At 42.6% G+C, this 16,016-nt stretch carries 16 protein-coding genes and 1 other annotated feature; of the genes, 6 read left to right on the top strand and 10 right to left on the bottom strand.

Features of this window, described 5'->3' with window-relative positions:
• Positions 1–194 precede the first annotated feature (194 nt).
• The 3 genes from Q0203_RS06070 to priC all read left to right on the top strand — a co-directional run bounded on the left by Q0203_RS06070 (position 195) and on the right by priC (position 5,257).
• Entirely contained in the window at positions 195–2,273 is a 2,079-nt protein-coding gene (locus Q0203_RS06070) for a TonB-dependent receptor (RefSeq protein WP_297930362.1), read from the top strand.
• Between the two features lie 774 nt (positions 2,274–3,047).
• Positions 3,048–3,176, top strand: a sequence feature (His leader region).
• A gap of 102 nt (positions 3,177–3,278) precedes the next feature.
• Positions 3,279–4,628, top strand: coding sequence for a Na+/H+ antiporter family protein (locus Q0203_RS06065; RefSeq protein WP_297930360.1), 1,350 nt, complete (start codon positions 3,279–3,281; stop codon positions 4,626–4,628).
• A 62-nt stretch (positions 4,629–4,690) separates the two neighbouring features.
• Positions 4,691–5,257, top strand: a complete 567-nt coding sequence (gene priC, locus Q0203_RS06060; RefSeq protein WP_297930427.1) for a primosomal replication protein PriC — start codon at positions 4,691–4,693, stop codon at positions 5,255–5,257.
• A gap of 55 nt (positions 5,258–5,312) precedes the next feature.
• Here the strand turns inward: priC and miaB are convergent, their stop codons facing one another.
• The 3 genes from miaB to ispB all read right to left on the bottom strand — a co-directional run bounded on the left by miaB (position 5,313) and on the right by ispB (position 8,677).
• Positions 5,313–6,737, bottom strand: coding sequence for a tRNA (N6-isopentenyl adenosine(37)-C2)-methylthiotransferase MiaB (miaB, locus tag Q0203_RS06055; RefSeq protein WP_109128104.1), 1,425 nt, complete (start codon positions 6,735–6,737; stop codon positions 5,313–5,315).
• A 220-nt stretch (positions 6,738–6,957) separates the two neighbouring features.
• Complete coding sequence (locus Q0203_RS06050; RefSeq protein ID WP_006719036.1) at positions 6,958–7,686, bottom strand: epoxyqueuosine reductase QueH; 729 nt, start codon at positions 7,684–7,686, stop codon at positions 6,958–6,960.
• Between the two features lies 1 nt (position 7,687).
• On the bottom strand, positions 7,688–8,677 hold the full coding sequence (gene ispB, locus Q0203_RS06045; RefSeq protein ID WP_297930357.1) for an octaprenyl diphosphate synthase: 990 nt from the start codon (positions 8,675–8,677) through the stop codon (positions 7,688–7,690).
• Between the two features lie 240 nt (positions 8,678–8,917).
• Here ispB and rplU point away from each other — a divergent pair, with 240 nt between their 5' ends.
• Both rplU and rpmA read left to right on the top strand, forming a co-directional pair.
• Positions 8,918–9,229 (top strand): 50S ribosomal protein L21, encoded by a 312-nt coding sequence (rplU, locus tag Q0203_RS06040; protein ID WP_005695431.1) that lies wholly within the window; start codon positions 8,918–8,920, stop codon positions 9,227–9,229.
• Positions 9,230–9,249: 20 nt separating this feature from the next.
• Positions 9,250–9,507 (top strand): 50S ribosomal protein L27, encoded by a 258-nt coding sequence (gene rpmA, locus Q0203_RS06035; RefSeq protein WP_005539872.1) that lies wholly within the window; start codon positions 9,250–9,252, stop codon positions 9,505–9,507.
• Positions 9,508–9,670: 163 nt separating this feature from the next.
• Here the strand turns inward: rpmA and arsC are convergent, their stop codons facing one another.
• Positions 9,671–10,024, bottom strand: a complete 354-nt coding sequence (arsC, locus tag Q0203_RS06030) for an arsenate reductase (glutaredoxin) (RefSeq protein ID WP_297930353.1) — start codon at positions 10,022–10,024, stop codon at positions 9,671–9,673.
• Between the two features lie 74 nt (positions 10,025–10,098).
• On the opposite strand from arsC, the gene Q0203_RS06025 reads away from it, so the two are divergent.
• Positions 10,099–11,154, top strand: a complete 1,056-nt coding sequence (locus tag Q0203_RS06025; protein ID WP_297930350.1) for an AI-2E family transporter — start codon at positions 10,099–10,101, stop codon at positions 11,152–11,154.
• Positions 11,155–11,215: 61 nt separating this feature from the next.
• On the opposite strand, the gene Q0203_RS06020 is transcribed toward Q0203_RS06025, so the two are convergent.
• The 6 genes from Q0203_RS06020 to glmU all read right to left on the bottom strand — a co-directional run bounded on the left by Q0203_RS06020 (position 11,216) and on the right by glmU (position 15,926).
• Entirely contained in the window at positions 11,216–11,653 is a 438-nt protein-coding gene (locus tag Q0203_RS06020; protein ID WP_209364127.1) for a SoxR reducing system RseC family protein, read from the bottom strand.
• A gap of 11 nt (positions 11,654–11,664) precedes the next feature.
• Positions 11,665–12,624: a sigma-E factor regulatory protein RseB gene (gene rseB, locus Q0203_RS06015; protein WP_297930347.1), complete on the bottom strand. Its 960-nt coding sequence runs from the start codon at positions 12,622–12,624 to the stop codon at positions 11,665–11,667.
• 78 nt (positions 12,625–12,702) lie between these two features.
• A complete protein-coding gene (locus tag Q0203_RS06010) occupies positions 12,703–13,290 on the bottom strand; it encodes a sigma-E factor negative regulatory protein (protein ID WP_297930345.1) in 588 nt (195 codons plus the stop codon).
• Between the two features lie 41 nt (positions 13,291–13,331).
• Complete coding sequence (rpoE, locus tag Q0203_RS06005; protein WP_021615491.1) at positions 13,332–13,907, bottom strand: RNA polymerase sigma factor RpoE; 576 nt, start codon at positions 13,905–13,907, stop codon at positions 13,332–13,334.
• 121 nt (positions 13,908–14,028) lie between these two features.
• Complete coding sequence (locus Q0203_RS06000) at positions 14,029–14,283, bottom strand: succinate dehydrogenase assembly factor 2 (RefSeq protein ID WP_295973074.1); 255 nt, start codon at positions 14,281–14,283, stop codon at positions 14,029–14,031.
• Positions 14,284–14,558: 275 nt separating this feature from the next.
• Complete coding sequence (gene glmU, locus Q0203_RS05995; protein ID WP_297930342.1) at positions 14,559–15,926, bottom strand: bifunctional UDP-N-acetylglucosamine diphosphorylase/glucosamine-1-phosphate N-acetyltransferase GlmU; 1,368 nt, start codon at positions 15,924–15,926, stop codon at positions 14,559–14,561.
• Positions 15,927–16,016: the final 90 nt, after the last annotated feature.

The raw sequence follows: 16,016 nt of genomic DNA, 5'->3' as shown, positions 1-16,016 counted from the left end.
GTTCATTCTTTCCTCATACCAATAGAGCTTCCGTTTTCCGTCTCTTTTAACAAAAACTACATACATTTTTATCCATAAAACGCCATTAGAAACAACTTAATATCAATAATAATTATCATTTGTATAAATTGAGCAAATACGTTAAATTGCCACGCTGTAAATTTCACCTTTCATCAACCTTTAGAGGAGCATTTATGCGCAAACATTTTTCATTGCTTCCCCTTGCAATGTTAGTTACCACCGCGGTTTATGCGGACAACTTAGACGTAATTAACGTGGTATCTGAAAATACCGGTGCCAAAAGTAAAACCAATGTGATTACGACTGAATCCATTAATCGCAGCACGGAAACCGAATTAAAAGGTTTATTGAAAGACGAACCGGCGATTAACTTCGGTGGCGGTCGCGGCACATCACAGTGGTTTACCATTCGTGGGATGGGGCAAGATCAAGTGGATGTGAAAGTAGATGATGCTTATACCGATGCCCAACTTTTCCACCATCAAGGTCGTTTCATGTTTGACCCGGCACTATTGAAGAAAGTGAGCGTACAAAAAGGCACAGGATCCGCCAGTGCCGGCATCGGTGCAACCAGCGGTGCTATCGTGGCAGAAACCGTGAGCGCAAAAGATCTTCTGAAAGAAGGTCAAGACATTGGTTTTAAGGTAAATGCAGGTGTGAGCTCAAACAAAGGTTGGAGCAAAGGTGCAACCGTTTATTCACGCGCCGGTATGATGGATGCGTTAATTTCCGGTAACTGGGTCAAAGAAAGCGAGTATAAAGCAGGCAACGGCTACAAAATCAAAAATAGTGCATTAGGTCAACGAGGCTTATTAGCAAAAGTTGGCGCAGATTTAAATGAAGATCACCGAATTGAATTAAGTCATCGTCAAGAACGCCATTATGGCGTTCGTGCACTTCGTGAAGAATTTGACTTTTCACAGGATTGGCTAACGGCAAATGGGCGAAATGGCACTCCACCGGCACTCACAAAAGAACAGCGTGCAAACGGCTATACGTTAAACCAAGAAGGGAATATTTGGTATGTTTTAGATCGCAATGGCAACAAAATTCCGAATACGGAAAATAACGCCCCTCGCTATCGCATCACCACGAACGATACCAGCAAAATTGAATGGACTGGCAAAAACATGGGCTTGATTAGCAATGCTAAGGCTAATGTATGGCGCAGTGTAATTAGCCGTGAAGAGCCAAGTGAACGTTCCAGAATCCGATTAATTGCCAATGGTGCCAACGTAAACTTGGACTCACCTATTGGTGAATCTCACTTAATCAAATACGGTGTCAATTACCGCGACCAAGAAGGTAAACCAAATTCTCTTACCGTACAAAACGGTGTCCAAATGAAGACCCAAAAGAAACGTGAGGTGGGTGTTTACACGGAAGGTATCTGGGGCTTAGGCGCGTTCACCTTAACCACCGGTTTGCGTTACGACCACTTCAATTTCCGTGCCATGGACGGTTCAAAATCGAAGAAAGGCAGTGTGAATCCAAGCGTTGGTTTGATTTATGAAGTCACCAATGATCTTAGTTTAAATACCAGCTTAAACTATGCTACCCGTAGCCCGCGTTTCCACGAAATCATGCTTTCTTCAGGCGCTAGCCGGGGAGGCACGGCCGTGTATTCCATCGCCAACAACATTAAACCGGAAAAATCACGCAATGCGGAAGTGGGTTTCAACTATAAATTCGCCGATAGCCTTTCCTTAAACGGTAGCTATTTCTGGCAAACCGTTCAGGACACGCACGCCTTTACGCAAATCAGACAGGGTTATTATGAAATCCAAAATGCCGGAAAATTAAGAAATCACGGCTATGAATTAGGTGCAGCCTATAAATATGAAGGCTTAACCTTGCGTACCGGCGTGGCTTACAGCAAGCCGGAATTGGACGGCAGAACCGTGGATAGCACCGTCACCGCCATTCCGATCGGTCGTACTTGGACCACCGGCGCCTCTTACCGCTTCGAACAACCTGACGTAGAAATCGGTTGGAAAGGCCGTTTTGTACAACATACCAGCTACGATTCCACCACCAACAACCGTGGCGGCGGTGCAACCACCACCAAACGTCCGGGCTATGGCGTAAACGATTTCTACGTGACTTGGAAACCGACTAAAAACGTAAACCTTAACTTAGCGTTAAACAACGCGTTCAACAAATACTATCGCAGCCACAGCCAACGCGCGGGCGTATCCACCTTGCCTGAGCCGGGTCGCGATGTTCGTTTAAGTGTAAACTACACGTTCTAAACCTGAAAAGTGCGGTGAGATTTTACCGTGTTTTTTCACTTCATAATGAAGGATTAAGTTCAGTTGAACTTAATCCTTTTCATTATAGCCAACCAAGGTCTGGCTATAAAAACCTATGCGATGCGTAATTCACGATTTCATGCGTAGCGTGCTACGAATGATTTTCCTCACGAGCGTTTTTATTCGTGCAACGAGTTGCACGCTACGAGGAGCGTAATTTCATATTGTAGCGTGCATCTTGATGCACGACCAAACCATGCACGGAACGTCATTTAACCCTTTCTGGCATTCATAATTTCGTGCGTAGCGTGCATCTTGATGCACGAACAAACCAGGCACGGAACATTATTTAACCCTTTCAGGCATTCACGATTTCATGCGTAGCGTGCATCTTGATGTACGACCAAACCAGGCACGGAACATTATTTAACCCTTTCAGGCATTCACGATTTCGTGCGTAGCGTGCTACGAATGATTTTCCTCACGAGCGTTTTTATTCGTGCAACAAGTTGCACGCTACGCTTCTAAAAAGTGCGGTGGGATTTTACCGTGTTTTTTCTTAAATAGGTTACGTATGCGTTTATTGCATATCGGCGAAAATCCTAAAACAAACTGAGGCAAATTCCTGTATGTTTTCTTCGAAACGTAAAAAACATCAAAAATATCGACCGCACTTCACATTTTTTGAAAAAACACTTGCAGTAAAATTTTTTTTGAAGTAGCTTAAAAACCAATTCACATAGGAGATTCCAAAATGCGCTTTATTCGTCGTCACCATCATCACCACGTAACTGAATGATCTTTCAGGTATTTGGTGTGCTTGGAAGATAACTTCCGAGCAGGCACGAATAAAACGCTACCCTTTAAAACCCCTCGGAAGTTGACTTTCGAGGGGTTTGTTTTTTTACCGTAAAAATAAATTCCTCAGAAATTAGCCGCTGATTTTATTAGACAAATTTTATTTCTCTAGTAAATTATCAATAACTTAATCATAAGGACAAAAAAATGCTAACCAATCCAGTTGTTATTTCCATCGCAGTCCTGCTGATTCTCAGCTTGTTGCGAATTAACGTGGTCGTTGCCTTGGTTATTTCTGCCCTCACCGCAGGTTTAATCGGCGATTTAGGCCTAACAAAAACCATTGAAACCTTTACCGGCGGCCTTGGTGGCGGTGCTGAAGTGGCAATGAACTATGCCATGCTCGGTGCCTTTGCTATTGCCATCTCCAAATCCGGCATCACTGATTTACTCGCCTATAAAGTGATTACCCGCATGAACAAAACCCCCTCTGCCAATGGGATTGCCATGTTCAAATATGCCTTATTGGGGATTTTGGTCTTATTCTCGATTTCATCACAAAACCTGTTACCGGTGCACATTGCGTTTATTCCAATTGTTGTTCCACCGCTACTTGCTGTGTTCAACAAACTAAAAATTGACCGTCGTGCCGTGGCTTGCGTCCTCACTTTTGGCTTAACCGCCACCTATATGTTATTACCTGTGGGTTTCGGTAAAATCTTTATCGAAAGCGTTTTGGTGAAAAATATTAATAATGTCGGTGCCTCATTAGGGTTACAAACAACAGTAGGTGAAGTCTCCCTCGCTATGATGATTCCGGTAACCGGGATGATTTTAGGCTTATTGACTGCCGTATTTATCACTTATCGCAAACCGCGTGAATATGCCGTCACCACAGCAGAACCAACAACGCAAGACATTGAGCAACACATTGCTAACATTACACCAAAACAAATCACCGCAAGCCTTGTTGCGATTGTGGCTACCTTCACCACACAATTAGTGACAAGCTCTACTATCATCGGTGGTTTGGTCGGTTTAGTCATTTTTGCCGTGTTCGGCATCTTTAAGCTCAAAGAAAGTAACGACATTTTCCAACAAGGCTTACGCTTAATGGCCATGATCGGCTTTGTGATGATCGCTGCCTCCGGTTTCGCTAATGTGATTAATACCACCAGTGGCGTAACAGACTTAGTGCAAACCTTAGGACAAGGGTTACAAAGTAAAGGACTGGCCGCATTCTTAATGTTATTCGTCGGCTTATTGATCACCATGGGAATCGGTTCTTCCTTCTCTACGGTGCCAATCATCACCTCGATTTATGTACCGCTTTGTTTGTCTTTCGGCTTCTCCCCACTTGCTACAGTGTCTATCGTGGGCGTTGCGGCAGCATTAGGTGATGCGGGCTCACCGGCTTCCGACTCAACCTTAGGACCGACATCCGGTTTGAATATGGACGGTAAACACGACCACATTTGGGATTCTGTTGTACCAACGTTCATTCACTATAACATTCCGTTGTTAGCCTTCGGCTGGCTTGCAGCAATGACTCTCTAAACCTAAAAGTGCGGTCGGAAAAACACCTAAATTTTCCACCGCACTTTTGCTTTTTTATGTCTATGAACAACATTTCCACGCAACGCTTAAAACAAAGCCTTCAGCATTTCTTTGCACGTTATGCCTCGCAAAAAGAAGAGATTGTTTACGCAAAATTTTCACCCAATCTGTTTACGGAAAATTGGCAAAAAACGGCATTTTATTTTGAGCAGATCGAACACTCTCTTATGCAGCTTGAACAGATTGAAAGCAATAACATTGAAGCATGGCAGTTTTACACGCAAAAACTATCCGCACAATGCACCGCACTTTCGGATGCTTTAACGCGTCAACAGCAAAATGCGCAGCTCTTTCCGGTTAAAGATAAAGAAGAAAATAAACCGCAAAATAAACGTCAACATCCTGTACACAGCCTGCCACCGCGCGAACGTCTGGCAAAATATTATGAATATTTAGCGTCTTTCAATGAAAAAATTCAGCATGAGCAAGATAGTTTAAGTGAAGCGCAGAGAGAGGGACTTCCATTTAACCGATTAAAACTGGAACAACTAGAACAACGTCGAGCCCGTTGTTTGGAAGCCATTGAAATGTTGGAGGAATATTTAATTTTCCTCGAAAAGCAGAAATAGTCGTAATAAAAAACCTCGCAAACATCGCGAGGTTTTTTCATTCAGCTCAGATAAATTAGCCGGTGTAACGGCCTACACCCAGTTCATCTTCTTTACGGGTGCGGTTAATTACCATTTGTGGCGATTGCAACACACGCAAGCCCATTTGATCTTCAGTGCGTACCACTTCACCACGTAGGGAGTTCGTGAATACGTCGGTGATTTTAATATCGACAAATTTCCCGATCATTTCCGGCGTACCTTGGAAATTCACAATACGGTTGGTTTCCGTACGGCCGGTTAATTCCATAATATCTTTCTTCGATGGGCCTTCTACCAACACGCGCTGCTCCGTGCCTAACATCGCACGACTGAATTGAGCCGCTTGATTGTTGATGCGTTGTTGCAACAAATACAAACGTTGTTTTTTCTCGTCTTCAGTCACATCATCTGGGTAATCTGCCGCCGGTGTACCAGGACGGGCAGAATAAATAAAGCTGAAACTCATGTCGAAATTCACTTGAGCAATCAAATTCATAGTCTGCTCGAAATCTTCATTGGTTTCACCCGGGAACCCCACGATGAAATCAGAGCTGATTTGAATATTCGGACGTACCGCTTTTAGTTTGCGAATAATGGATTTGTATTCAAGCGCTGTATGTCCGCGTTTCATCATGGTTAAAACGCGGTCTGAACCGGATTGCACCGGCAAATGAAGGAAACTCACGAGCTCCGGCGTATCACGATACACATCGATAATATCGTCGGTGAATTCGATCGGATGGCTCGTGGTAAAACGTAAACGGTCAATACCGTCAATGGCAGCGACTAAACGTAATAATTCTGCAAAAGTACAAATTTCACCGTCAAATGTCGGGCCACGATAAGCATTCACGTTTTGACCAAGCAAATTCACTTCACGCACGCCCTGGGCGGCTAACTGTGCAATTTCAAATAAAATATCATCTACCGGACGACTGACTTCCTCACCACGGGTATAAGGCACCACACAATAAGTACAATATTTATTACAGCCTTCCATAATAGAAACGAAGGCAGTTGGTCCCTCTGCACGAGGCTCCGGCAGACAGTCAAATTTTTCAATTTCCGGGAAACTAATATCTACAACGGAGCTTTTCCCACCGCGAATTTGATTAATCATTTCAGGCAAGCGATGCAATGTTTGCGGCCCGAAAACAATATCCACATAAGGCGCGCGGGTACGAATGTGTTCACCTTCTTGCGATGCCACACAACCGCCCACGCCAATCAATAAATTCGGGTTATTTTTCTTTAATTCTTTCCAACGACCTAATTGATGGAAGACTTTTTCCTGTGCTTTTTCACGAATGGAACAGGTATTTAATAATAAAACATCCGCTTCTTCCGGCACCTCGGTAAGTTCCAAACCGTGTGTGCTGTGTAATAAATCCGCCATCTTAGATGAATCGTATTCGTTCATCTGGCAGCCCCAAGTTTTAATATGTAGTTTTTGCGTCATACTGGCTAAAATTTACTCTAATGGTTCATAAAAATTGACTGGCTATTCTACCGAGTTGCGCTTTTTCCCGCTAGTAAAAATGCAGTTTTCCTGAAGATTTTTACCTGTTGGAGGTAGAAAAAAATAACGGTTGTAGAGAAAAAAGGAAAGGCAGATAAACACCCTAGAAAAGCAAGCTTTGCCTGAAATTTATCTGCCATGAATCAATACATGGAATGACTTACTGATTGGGGGAATAATAAAGTTTACCGATTTCAATTTTTTGACGACCGGTTTGTTCGCGCCACTTATTGCTGTCACGCAACGAATAAACACAACCGCAATATTCTTGCTGATAAAAACGCTCACGTTTACTGATTTCAATCATCCGTTGTGAGCCACCTTCTTTACGCCAGTTATAATCCCAATAGATCACATCGTCATATTTTTCTGCCGCACGATGACCGCAACCGTTAATTTGCTCCATGTCTTTCCAACGCGAAATACCAAGGCAACTGGTGAACACCGGGAAACCGTGCTCATGTGCATATTCAGCCGCTTTTTCAAAACGCATATCAAAACACATGGTACAACGAATGCCGCGCTCCGGCTCCCATTCCATCCCCTTAGCACGATCAAACCATTCTTGACGATCATAGTCGGCATCAATAAACGGAATACCAAATTTTTGCGCAAAACGAATATTTTCTTCTTTGCGAATTAAATATTCTTTTAACGGGTGAATGTTCGGGTTGTAGAAATAAATCGTAAATTCAATACCGGACGCCAAAATGGCTTCCATCACCTCCCCCGAGCAAGGCGCACAACAGGAGTGCAAAAGCAGTTTATTGTGTCCTTCAGGCAATTCCAATTTTTCACGAATAAAAGGTGCATTTGGATCTTTGCGCGGTTTTTGTTTGCGTGTTTTATGTTGAAAACCGACCGCACTTTGAGATTGTTGTTCTGTCATCTTAATAACTTCTATCTACCGATAAATAGGCTAAAGAAATCAACGCGTTTTTATACTCGCTTTCTGGCAAAACTTGAATCGCATCCACGGCTTTTTGCGCTTCTTGTTTAGCACGATCCATTGCGTAATCAAGAGATTTGTGTTCTGCCATAATGGCTAACACCTCATCAATCGCCTCGCGTTTTCCGCCTTGTTCGATGGCCTCACGAATTAATGCGGCTTGTTGCTCATTGCCGTGGTGCATCGCGTGTAATAAAGGAAGGGTCGGTTTGCCTTCGGCTAAATCATCACCCACATTTTTCCCTAAGGCCTTGGCATTCGCGCTATAATCTAGCACATCATCCACCAACTGGAATGCCGTGCCGAGATAACGACCGTAATTTTGCAATGCACGTTCTTGCGCTTCAGTGCCGCCGGCAATAATTGCGGCTGCCTGTGTTGCCACTTCGAATAAACGGGCGGTTTTGCTGTAAATCACCCGCATATAATTTTCTTCACTTGTTTGCGGATCATTGACGTTCATTAGTTGTTGAACTTCGCCTTCTGCCAACACATTGGTGGCATCCGCCATAATGCGCAAAATTTTTAAGGATTCCAGCTGAGCAACCAATTGGAACGCGCGGGTATAAATGAAATCGCCTACCAACACGCTTGCGGCATTACCAAACTCCGCATTTGCCGTGGCACGCCCACGACGCATATCCGATTCATCGACGACATCATCATGCAACAAAGACGCCGTGTGAATAAATTCCACAAAGGTGGCACACGTAATGGCTTTTTGCCCTTCAAAACCTAAGGCTCTTGCCGCCAGCACGGCAATTAACGGACGAATACGCTTACCACCGCCTTGTACGATATAGAATCCCAATTGATTAATCAGCACCACATCTGAGTTCAGCTGGGCTAAAATCGATTCGTTCACTTTTTGCATATCCGCTTGGCTTAACGCCTGGATCGCATTCATATCCATTAAGTTTGTTGTCTTCATTTTGGTCAATTTGAGCTAAATAGGGCCGGTTACGTTAAAACTGAGGCATAAAGTGCGGTCGATTTTACCTGATTTTTTAGGCTTTCTGAAATCGTTCCGAGGAATTTGTGGGATTTTTTATTTTCTTTTAAAGAAGTCCTTGCCATAAGGCAAATTTTTACGTAGAATTTGCGCCCTATTTATATGAATTTTATGTGCGAAATGAAATAACATTAGAGCACAATTTATAGCGGAGTATTTATGTACGCAGTTTTCCAAAGTGGCGGTAAACAACACCGAGTAAGCGAAGGTCAAGTCGTTCGTTTAGAAAAACTTGAACTTGCAACTGGCGCAACAGTTGAATTCGATTCAGTGTTGATGGTCGTTAATGGTGAAGATGTTAAAATCGGTGCCCCAGTCGTTGCTGGTGCAAAAGTAGTGGCTGAAGTAGTTGCGCAAGGTCGTGGCGATAAAGTAAAAATCGTTAAGTTCCGTCGTCGTAAACACAGCCGTAAACAACAAGGTCATCGTCAGTGGTTCACAGAAGTGAAAATCACTGGGATTCAAGCATAATTTCAGAGGAGATCAAGTAGATGGCAACTAAAAAAGCTGGTGGTTCAACTCGTAACGGTCGTGATTCTGAAGCTAAACGTCTTGGTGTTAAACGTTTCGGTGGTGAATCTGTATTAGCAGGTAGCATCATCGTTCGTCAACGTGGTACTAAATTCCACGCAGGCAACAACGTTGGAATGGGACGTGACCACACCTTATTCGCGACAGCCGATGGTAAAGTAAAATTTGAAGTAAAAGGCGAGAAAAGCCGTAAATACGTAAGTATTGTTACTGAATAATTTTACACAGAGAACAAAAAAATACCCTGCTTTAGCAGGGTATTTTTTTAGGTTATTTCAATCATTAAATCCTCATCCAATTTACGCTTCAATCAGTTTTTACGCTGCAAGCAGTTAATTCATCACGCCCTTCAAAGTGCGGTCCAAAATAATTGCCTTTTTTCTAATCTAAAATAGCCAATACGCTTTCCGGCGGGCGCCCTATTTTGGCTTTATTGCCGTTAATAAGAATGGGACGTTCTAAAAGTGAGGAATGCCGACTAATCGCTTGCAAAAGCGCTGCCTGACTCAAATTCGGGTTATCCAGACCCAGTTCGTCATATAACGCGTCTTTTGTTCGCATCATTTGTCGAACATCGCTAATACCTAATTTATCTGCAAGATGCTTTAATTCAGCCGGGGTATAGGTGTTTTGCAAATAAAGCTCAATTTTAGGATGAATATGGCGCTGTTCTAATAAAGCTAATGTTTCACGGCTTTTTGAACAACGAGGATTATGAAAAAGAATAAGTGACATGGAAATTCCTTCTGTATATGTGATTCGCTCAAATTTTAACTTATAATCGTACCCGTTTTACAGAGGTATTTATTATGATTGAAATGTTAAAAACGTGGTACGCTCGTCGTTTCAGCGATCCGCAAGCGATGGGATTATTTGCCATTTTGTTGTTTGGCTTTATCTTAATCTATTTTTTGAGTGATTTGATTGCCCCCTTGCTCGTTGCCATTGTGCTTGCTTATCTTTTAGAATGGCCCGTTCGTTGGTTAAATACACGCTTAAAATGTCCAAGACTACTCGCTAGCACCATTATTTTAGGTGGATTTATCGGCTTGGTTTTCTTAATTGTTGTCGTTTTAATCCCTAATCTATGGGGGCAAATGGCGGGATTATTAGGCGATTTACCACATATGTTCAATAAATTTAATGAATGGCTGCTCTCCTTGCCGGAACATTATCCGGAATTGATTGATTATCAAATGGTTGATTCTATTTTCAGTTCCGTGCGTACTAAAATTCTCGGTTTAGGCGAATCTGCCTTAAAACTCTCTCTTTCCTCGATCATGAACTTAGTGACATTGGGGATTTATTCTTTTCTTGTGCCACTCATGATTTTTTTCTTGCTGAAAGATAAAGAACAATTAATTGCCGGCGTCAGCCGTTTTCTACCGCGTAACCGAACATTAGCCTCTGTGGTTTGGTTAGAAATGCAACAACAAATCGCCAATTATATTCGTGGAAAATTAATGGAAATTTTGGTGGTCACCATCATCACCTACGCCACCTTTCTCATTTTCGGCTTAAATTACCCATTATTATTAGCCGTAGCGGTCGGACTTTCCGTATTAGTGCCTTATATCGGTGCGGTGTTAGTGACCATTCCTGTCGTGCTGGTTGCGATTTTTCAGTTCGGTGATACCCATACGTTTTGGTACATCGTGATCACATTTATCATCACACAGCTCTTAGACGGTAACCTACTTGTGCCTTTTCTTTTTTCGGAAGCCGTGAATTTACATCCGCTGATTATCATTATTGCGGTGCTCATTTTTGGCGGCTTGTGGGGATTCTGGGGGGTATTTTTCGCAATTCCGCTCGCCACGCTGGTTAAAGCCGTTGTCAATGCTTGGCCTTCCAATGAAATATAAGGAAGGCTCAAAGCCATCGCCTAGAGACGAAATAATGCGATAAAATAGAGCGTCATCTACGTTAAAGTACGCGTAATAACACCGGTTGGTAAGCCGATTTACGGTTCAGTTTTTGGGCATACCAGCGCACACCAAGGAAGGAAAGTGCGGTTGAAATAAAAATAAAAAATACACTGACAAGCTCGTGACTCAACAACGAATCAAACAATAGCGTGCTGAATAATAAGGTGAACAACGGCACGCAATACATCAGCAACGCCGATTTGATCAAGGAATGTTCAGACAAACCAATCTCCACCCTCTGCCCAACTTTTAGCGGGGTAATGGTTTCAATGGTGAAAATATGCTCACCACGCGCACCGCTACCGGTTAATTCCGATAATGCGGAATTTCCACAAGCGGATTTTGCCGCACAACTGCCACAGGCACTTTGTGACTGGCATTTTACTTTCGCCTTGCCGGATTCGTATTCAATCACGACCGCACTTTCTGTCAACATAATAAGCCTATTTAGTTTTTGTTAAATTGAATGTCTTGCACAATACGTTTTGCCGTAGAAATCGGTAATTGCCCAATAATTGTTACCTCTTTATTGCCCACGGTTTCGTTATAAATCGTGTATGCGCCTTGTCGCCAAGTATTATCCGGCTGTGTATTTTCAGTCATTTTGTCAGATACATATAGCGTAAAAGAAAAAAGTCCATCGCTATAAAGTTGTGATTCAATTTTATCATTGCTATCACGTTCAATACTACGATTTACTGCTTTAAAACCTTGTGGCAACCAACCCGGCGCCCAAGTAAAGTTTGGCGTTTGATTGGCATTTTTATTCATTAGTAATGGAGGGAAAGCCACTTGATTGAAATAATCCACTAAGCCTGAAATTCCATTTCCCACATACACATTAACGACACGGAATTGATCCAATAAATTGCCATCGCGATCCAACATATCGCTGCGCAACAGCAAGTTATTCTCTTCATCAATAAAAGCAACATATTGATAACGAAAATCGTCTTTCGGCAAAATTCGAATGGTTTGTACCACATGATCCGCTACGCGATTACGCCCGATATTCACAAAATCATAGTATTGTTCCAAGGTATCAAAATTCGCACGAATAAGTGGCGGTAAATTATCGGTAATGCCTTCGCTGTTAATACTAAAAGGTTGATAGTTTGGCTGGAAATAGCTAATTAATTTATCGCGTTGAATAATTTCTTGTTGAGCGCCATCAAGCGTCACTAATTGTGCAAATGTTTTGCCGTTCACTTTAAAATGACGATAACGCAACGAATCCATATTGGACGGCGTAGTTTGCACAAAAGAAAACTCATAATTGAGCTGATCGGCAGCTTTCTTCATTTCCTGCAACAACTGTTTCGCCGAAAGCGTTTCGGCACCGACAGAAGAAAATGAAGTACTGAGTAAGAAAAAAAGTGCGGTGGTTTTTAGAAATGTTTTTAACATGATCAAATTCCTAATAAACAAATTCACCACCAAAAATGGTGGTGAATTCTTACAAAATGGCCATCCCGAAACGCGGGATTATTTATTGTTGCGGTTTTGCCCCAAATTGATGGAATCAGCATAAACCCGGCGTTGTAGTTCATAACTTTGCAACATCGCACCAATACGCTTATTTTTTTGCTCAAGCTGCTCAGCTGTCATCACATCTTTGCTTGGCGCATTGTAACTCACTTCTTGCACACCATTGTTAAAAGGCAAGGTCTGTAATACTGGCGCATCCACCGCACTTTGAACGGTAGATTTCGCATTAAAAGACTGCACACCTAATACGGCTACCAAACACACGCTTGCTGCAACGGCAACCTGTGTTATCGGCATAAACCACGCTTTTAATTTTTGCATGAACGGCGCATTTTCCACTTCCTGCGGCAACGGTTGAGACGTCATTGCGTTAGACACTTGAATCTCTTCTGTTGCAATTAAACTTTCCATTTTGGCGGTGAAATCAGCACCTAACACAACACTCGATTCTTTACGCATAATAGAACGGATGGTGTGAAAATCTTCCCAACTTTCCTGCAATTCCGCATCTTGGCATAATTGTTCGGTGAACGTAGGATTCACTTGCTCACCATCCATATATGCTGAAAGTAATTCTTTTTGCATGTTTGTACTCCAACTAACCGTAGAGGTATTCCTATTTTCAATCAACGTTGTAAAAGCGGTTTGACCTTGCTTTCAATAATTTCACGTGCTCTAAAAATTCGTGATCTGACCGTCCCCACCGGACATTCCATAATTTCCGCAATTTCTTCGTAACTCAATCCTTCAATTTCGCGCAAAGTAATTGCTGTGCGTAAATCTTCTTGTAAGCCTTTAATGGTATCAAACACAATTTTCTTTAATTCGTTAGATAACATTTCGTTTTCAGGTGTCGCCACATCCCGTAAATTCGATCCGACATCGTAAGACTCTGCCTCTTCAGCCAAAATATCTTCATTTGGAGGACGGCGACCCTGTGCCGTTAAATAATTTTTTGCAGTATTTACTGCGATTCTATATAGCCAAGTATAAAAAGCACTATCACCACGAAAAGCACCGATAGAACGGTAGGCTTTTATAAATGATTCTTGTACAACATCGGGAATATCATTCGGTGAAACATACCGCGTTAACAATCCGGCTACTCTATTTTGATAACGCGATACCAACAAATTGAAAGCTTTCTTATCTCCCTGCTGCACCCTTTCTACCAAAGCTTGATCTGTTAGCTGTTCAGCCATATCACCTCAAATATTACGTCTCACAAACTTTAATTTCAAAGCCAGCAAGCTTACAGCAAATTAGACGAAATGAATAAAAAAAAGTTCAGTTCTTTTATAAAAATGAATAAAACAGTGTAAATCAATGTGTTAGGTTGAGCTTTTGTTGAATTTCCTGCACCATGTCAGCCAATTGCGGATCCGCAATTTCGCCATGATTAAAGAACCAAGAAAACAACTGCAAATCACTGCAAGCCAATAAGCGAACAAAAATGGCTTTTTTATGCTCGCTTAACTGTTCAAAATGCTGTTTATAGAACGGCATGATGACCTTATCCAATTCCAGCATCCCACGCCGACAATCCCATTCAATACGCAGCGGATCATAATGTTTCATGCTATTCTCCAATCAAATACATTCGCCTTTTCCGAAGTGGATAGAAAGTGCCTATCCTCTGAAATCAAATCCGGCGCATTTCCACATCGCATTTTAACGATATGCCTTTAGTTTAACGTGAATGCATACATAATTATAGTGATGAATAGATCGAGATTTGAAGTCGCTCAAAAAATATAAAAAAACAACCGCACTTTATGCCTCAAAAGCCATAAAAAGAGCAATACAGCAAAGCCATATTGCTCTTGTGAATGCTTAACTTCGATTAAACCGAATTATTTCTTCTTCGGTCTTTCCCAACCTTGTACGTGTTTTTGCGGCACGCGTGTGGTCACCAGTTCATCTTGTTTCACATGACGGCGAATGGTGGAGCCTGCACCAATCGTTGCGCCGCTTTCAATGGTCACCGGCGCGATAAGTTGGCTATCGGAGCCGACAAAGACGTTATCGCCGATAGTGGTTTTAAACTTATTGGCACCATCATAGTTACAGGTAATCACGCCTGCGCCGATATTACAATTTTGACCAATTTCCGCATCCCCCACATAGGTTAAGTGGTTCACTTTGGAACCTTTGCCGATTTGTGCTTTTTTAATTTCCACAAAGTTACCGACGTGAGTATTTTCTGCCAATTCTGCGCCCGGGCGTAAGCGAGAGAATGGACCAATAGCCGCATTGGTGCCCACAGTGGCATCTTCCAATACGGAATACGGTTTGATTTCCACATCATCGCCGATATCACAGTTTGTCAGCACACAACCGGCACCGATTTTCACGCGATTTCCCAACCGCACTTCGCCGTTTAAAATCACGTTAACATCAATTTCAACATCCTTACCGTGAGTCAAGTTGCCACGCAAATCAAAACGCTCAGGATCTAACAACATCACGCCTGCCAACATCAGTTTATCCGCTTGTTTACGCTGAAAATAACGTTCCATACGCGCTAATTGTTGACGGTTATTGATACCTTCAACTTCCATAAAATCCTCAGCTTGTACTGCAACAACAGCGCGTCCATCACGATTTGCTAAACCAATGACATCTGTAATGTAATACTCGCCTTGCGCATTATTATTGTCTAACTGAGCAAGCCATTTTTTAAAACTCGCGCCGTCAGCAACTAAAACCCCCGTATTGATCTCCCGAATCTCCCGTTGTTCCGGTGAGGCATCTTTTTGCTCCACAATACCAACGACTTTACCGTTTTCACGTAAAATTCGGCCATATCCTGTTGGGTTATCCAATACCACCGTTAAAACAGCAACGCCATTTTCAGGCTTGGCATCAATCAACTTTTGCAAGGTTTCAGGCGTGATCATCGGTCCATCGCCGTACACCATCAAAATATTTTCGTCATCAGCAAAAAACGGTGCGGCCTGTTGCATGGCATGGCCTGTACCGAGCTGTTCTGTTTGCAAAACCCAATTCACCGGTTCAGCCGCCAAACGCTGTTGCATTAAATCGCCACCGTGTCCGTAAACCAAATGAATATTGCGCGCGCCAAGTTGTTTCGCTGTGTCAATAACGTGTTTCACCATCGGTTTTCCCGCAATCGGATGTAATACTTTGGGTAAATCGGAATACATGCGGGTGCCTTTGCCGGCCGCCAAAATGACGACGCTGAGTGCTTGAGTTGTCATAAAAATGTCTCTTTTGTTCGCTAAAAATTGCGCGCTAGTATATCACTCTTGGTATTTTGTAAAAGAATAAAAAACACCGCACGTCTTCCT

This window comes from uncultured Aggregatibacter sp. (assembly GCF_938046485.1).
Lineage (GTDB): Bacteria > Pseudomonadota > Gammaproteobacteria > Enterobacterales > Pasteurellaceae > Aggregatibacter.
Note: the sequence above shows the minus strand (reverse complement) of the source record. Positions and strands in the feature narration are given on the sequence as shown.

Coding starts and splice junctions, on each gene's coding strand:
- Q0203_RS06070 (WP_297930362.1), top strand. CDS start 195: ATGCGCAAACATTTTTCATTGCTTCCCCTTGCAATGTTAGTTACCACC.
- Q0203_RS06065 (WP_297930360.1), top strand. CDS start 3,279: ATGCTAACCAATCCAGTTGTTATTTCCATCGCAGTCCTGCTGATTCTC.
- priC (WP_297930427.1), top strand. CDS start 4,691: ATGAACAACATTTCCACGCAACGCTTAAAACAAAGCCTTCAGCATTTC.
- miaB (WP_109128104.1), bottom strand. CDS start 6,737: ATGACGCAAAAACTACATATTAAAACTTGGGGCTGCCAGATGAACGAA.
- Q0203_RS06050 (WP_006719036.1), bottom strand. CDS start 7,686: ATGACAGAACAACAATCTCAAAGTGCGGTCGGTTTTCAACATAAAACA.
- ispB (WP_297930357.1), bottom strand. CDS start 8,677: ATGAAGACAACAAACTTAATGGATATGAATGCGATCCAGGCGTTAAGC.
- rplU (WP_005695431.1), top strand. CDS start 8,918: ATGTACGCAGTTTTCCAAAGTGGCGGTAAACAACACCGAGTAAGCGAA.
- rpmA (WP_005539872.1), top strand. CDS start 9,250: ATGGCAACTAAAAAAGCTGGTGGTTCAACTCGTAACGGTCGTGATTCT.
- arsC (WP_297930353.1), bottom strand. CDS start 10,024: ATGTCACTTATTCTTTTTCATAATCCTCGTTGTTCAAAAAGCCGTGAA.
- Q0203_RS06025 (WP_297930350.1), top strand. CDS start 10,099: ATGATTGAAATGTTAAAAACGTGGTACGCTCGTCGTTTCAGCGATCCG.
- Q0203_RS06020 (WP_209364127.1), bottom strand. CDS start 11,653: ATGTTGACAGAAAGTGCGGTCGTGATTGAATACGAATCCGGCAAGGCG.
- rseB (WP_297930347.1), bottom strand. CDS start 12,624: ATGTTAAAAACATTTCTAAAAACCACCGCACTTTTTTTCTTACTCAGT.
- Q0203_RS06010 (WP_297930345.1), bottom strand. CDS start 13,290: ATGCAAAAAGAATTACTTTCAGCATATATGGATGGTGAGCAAGTGAAT.
- rpoE (WP_021615491.1), bottom strand. CDS start 13,907: ATGGCTGAACAGCTAACAGATCAAGCTTTGGTAGAAAGGGTGCAGCAG.
- Q0203_RS06000 (WP_295973074.1), bottom strand. CDS start 14,283: ATGAAACATTATGATCCGCTGCGTATTGAATGGGATTGTCGGCGTGGG.
- glmU (WP_297930342.1), bottom strand. CDS start 15,926: ATGACAACTCAAGCACTCAGCGTCGTCATTTTGGCGGCCGGCAAAGGC.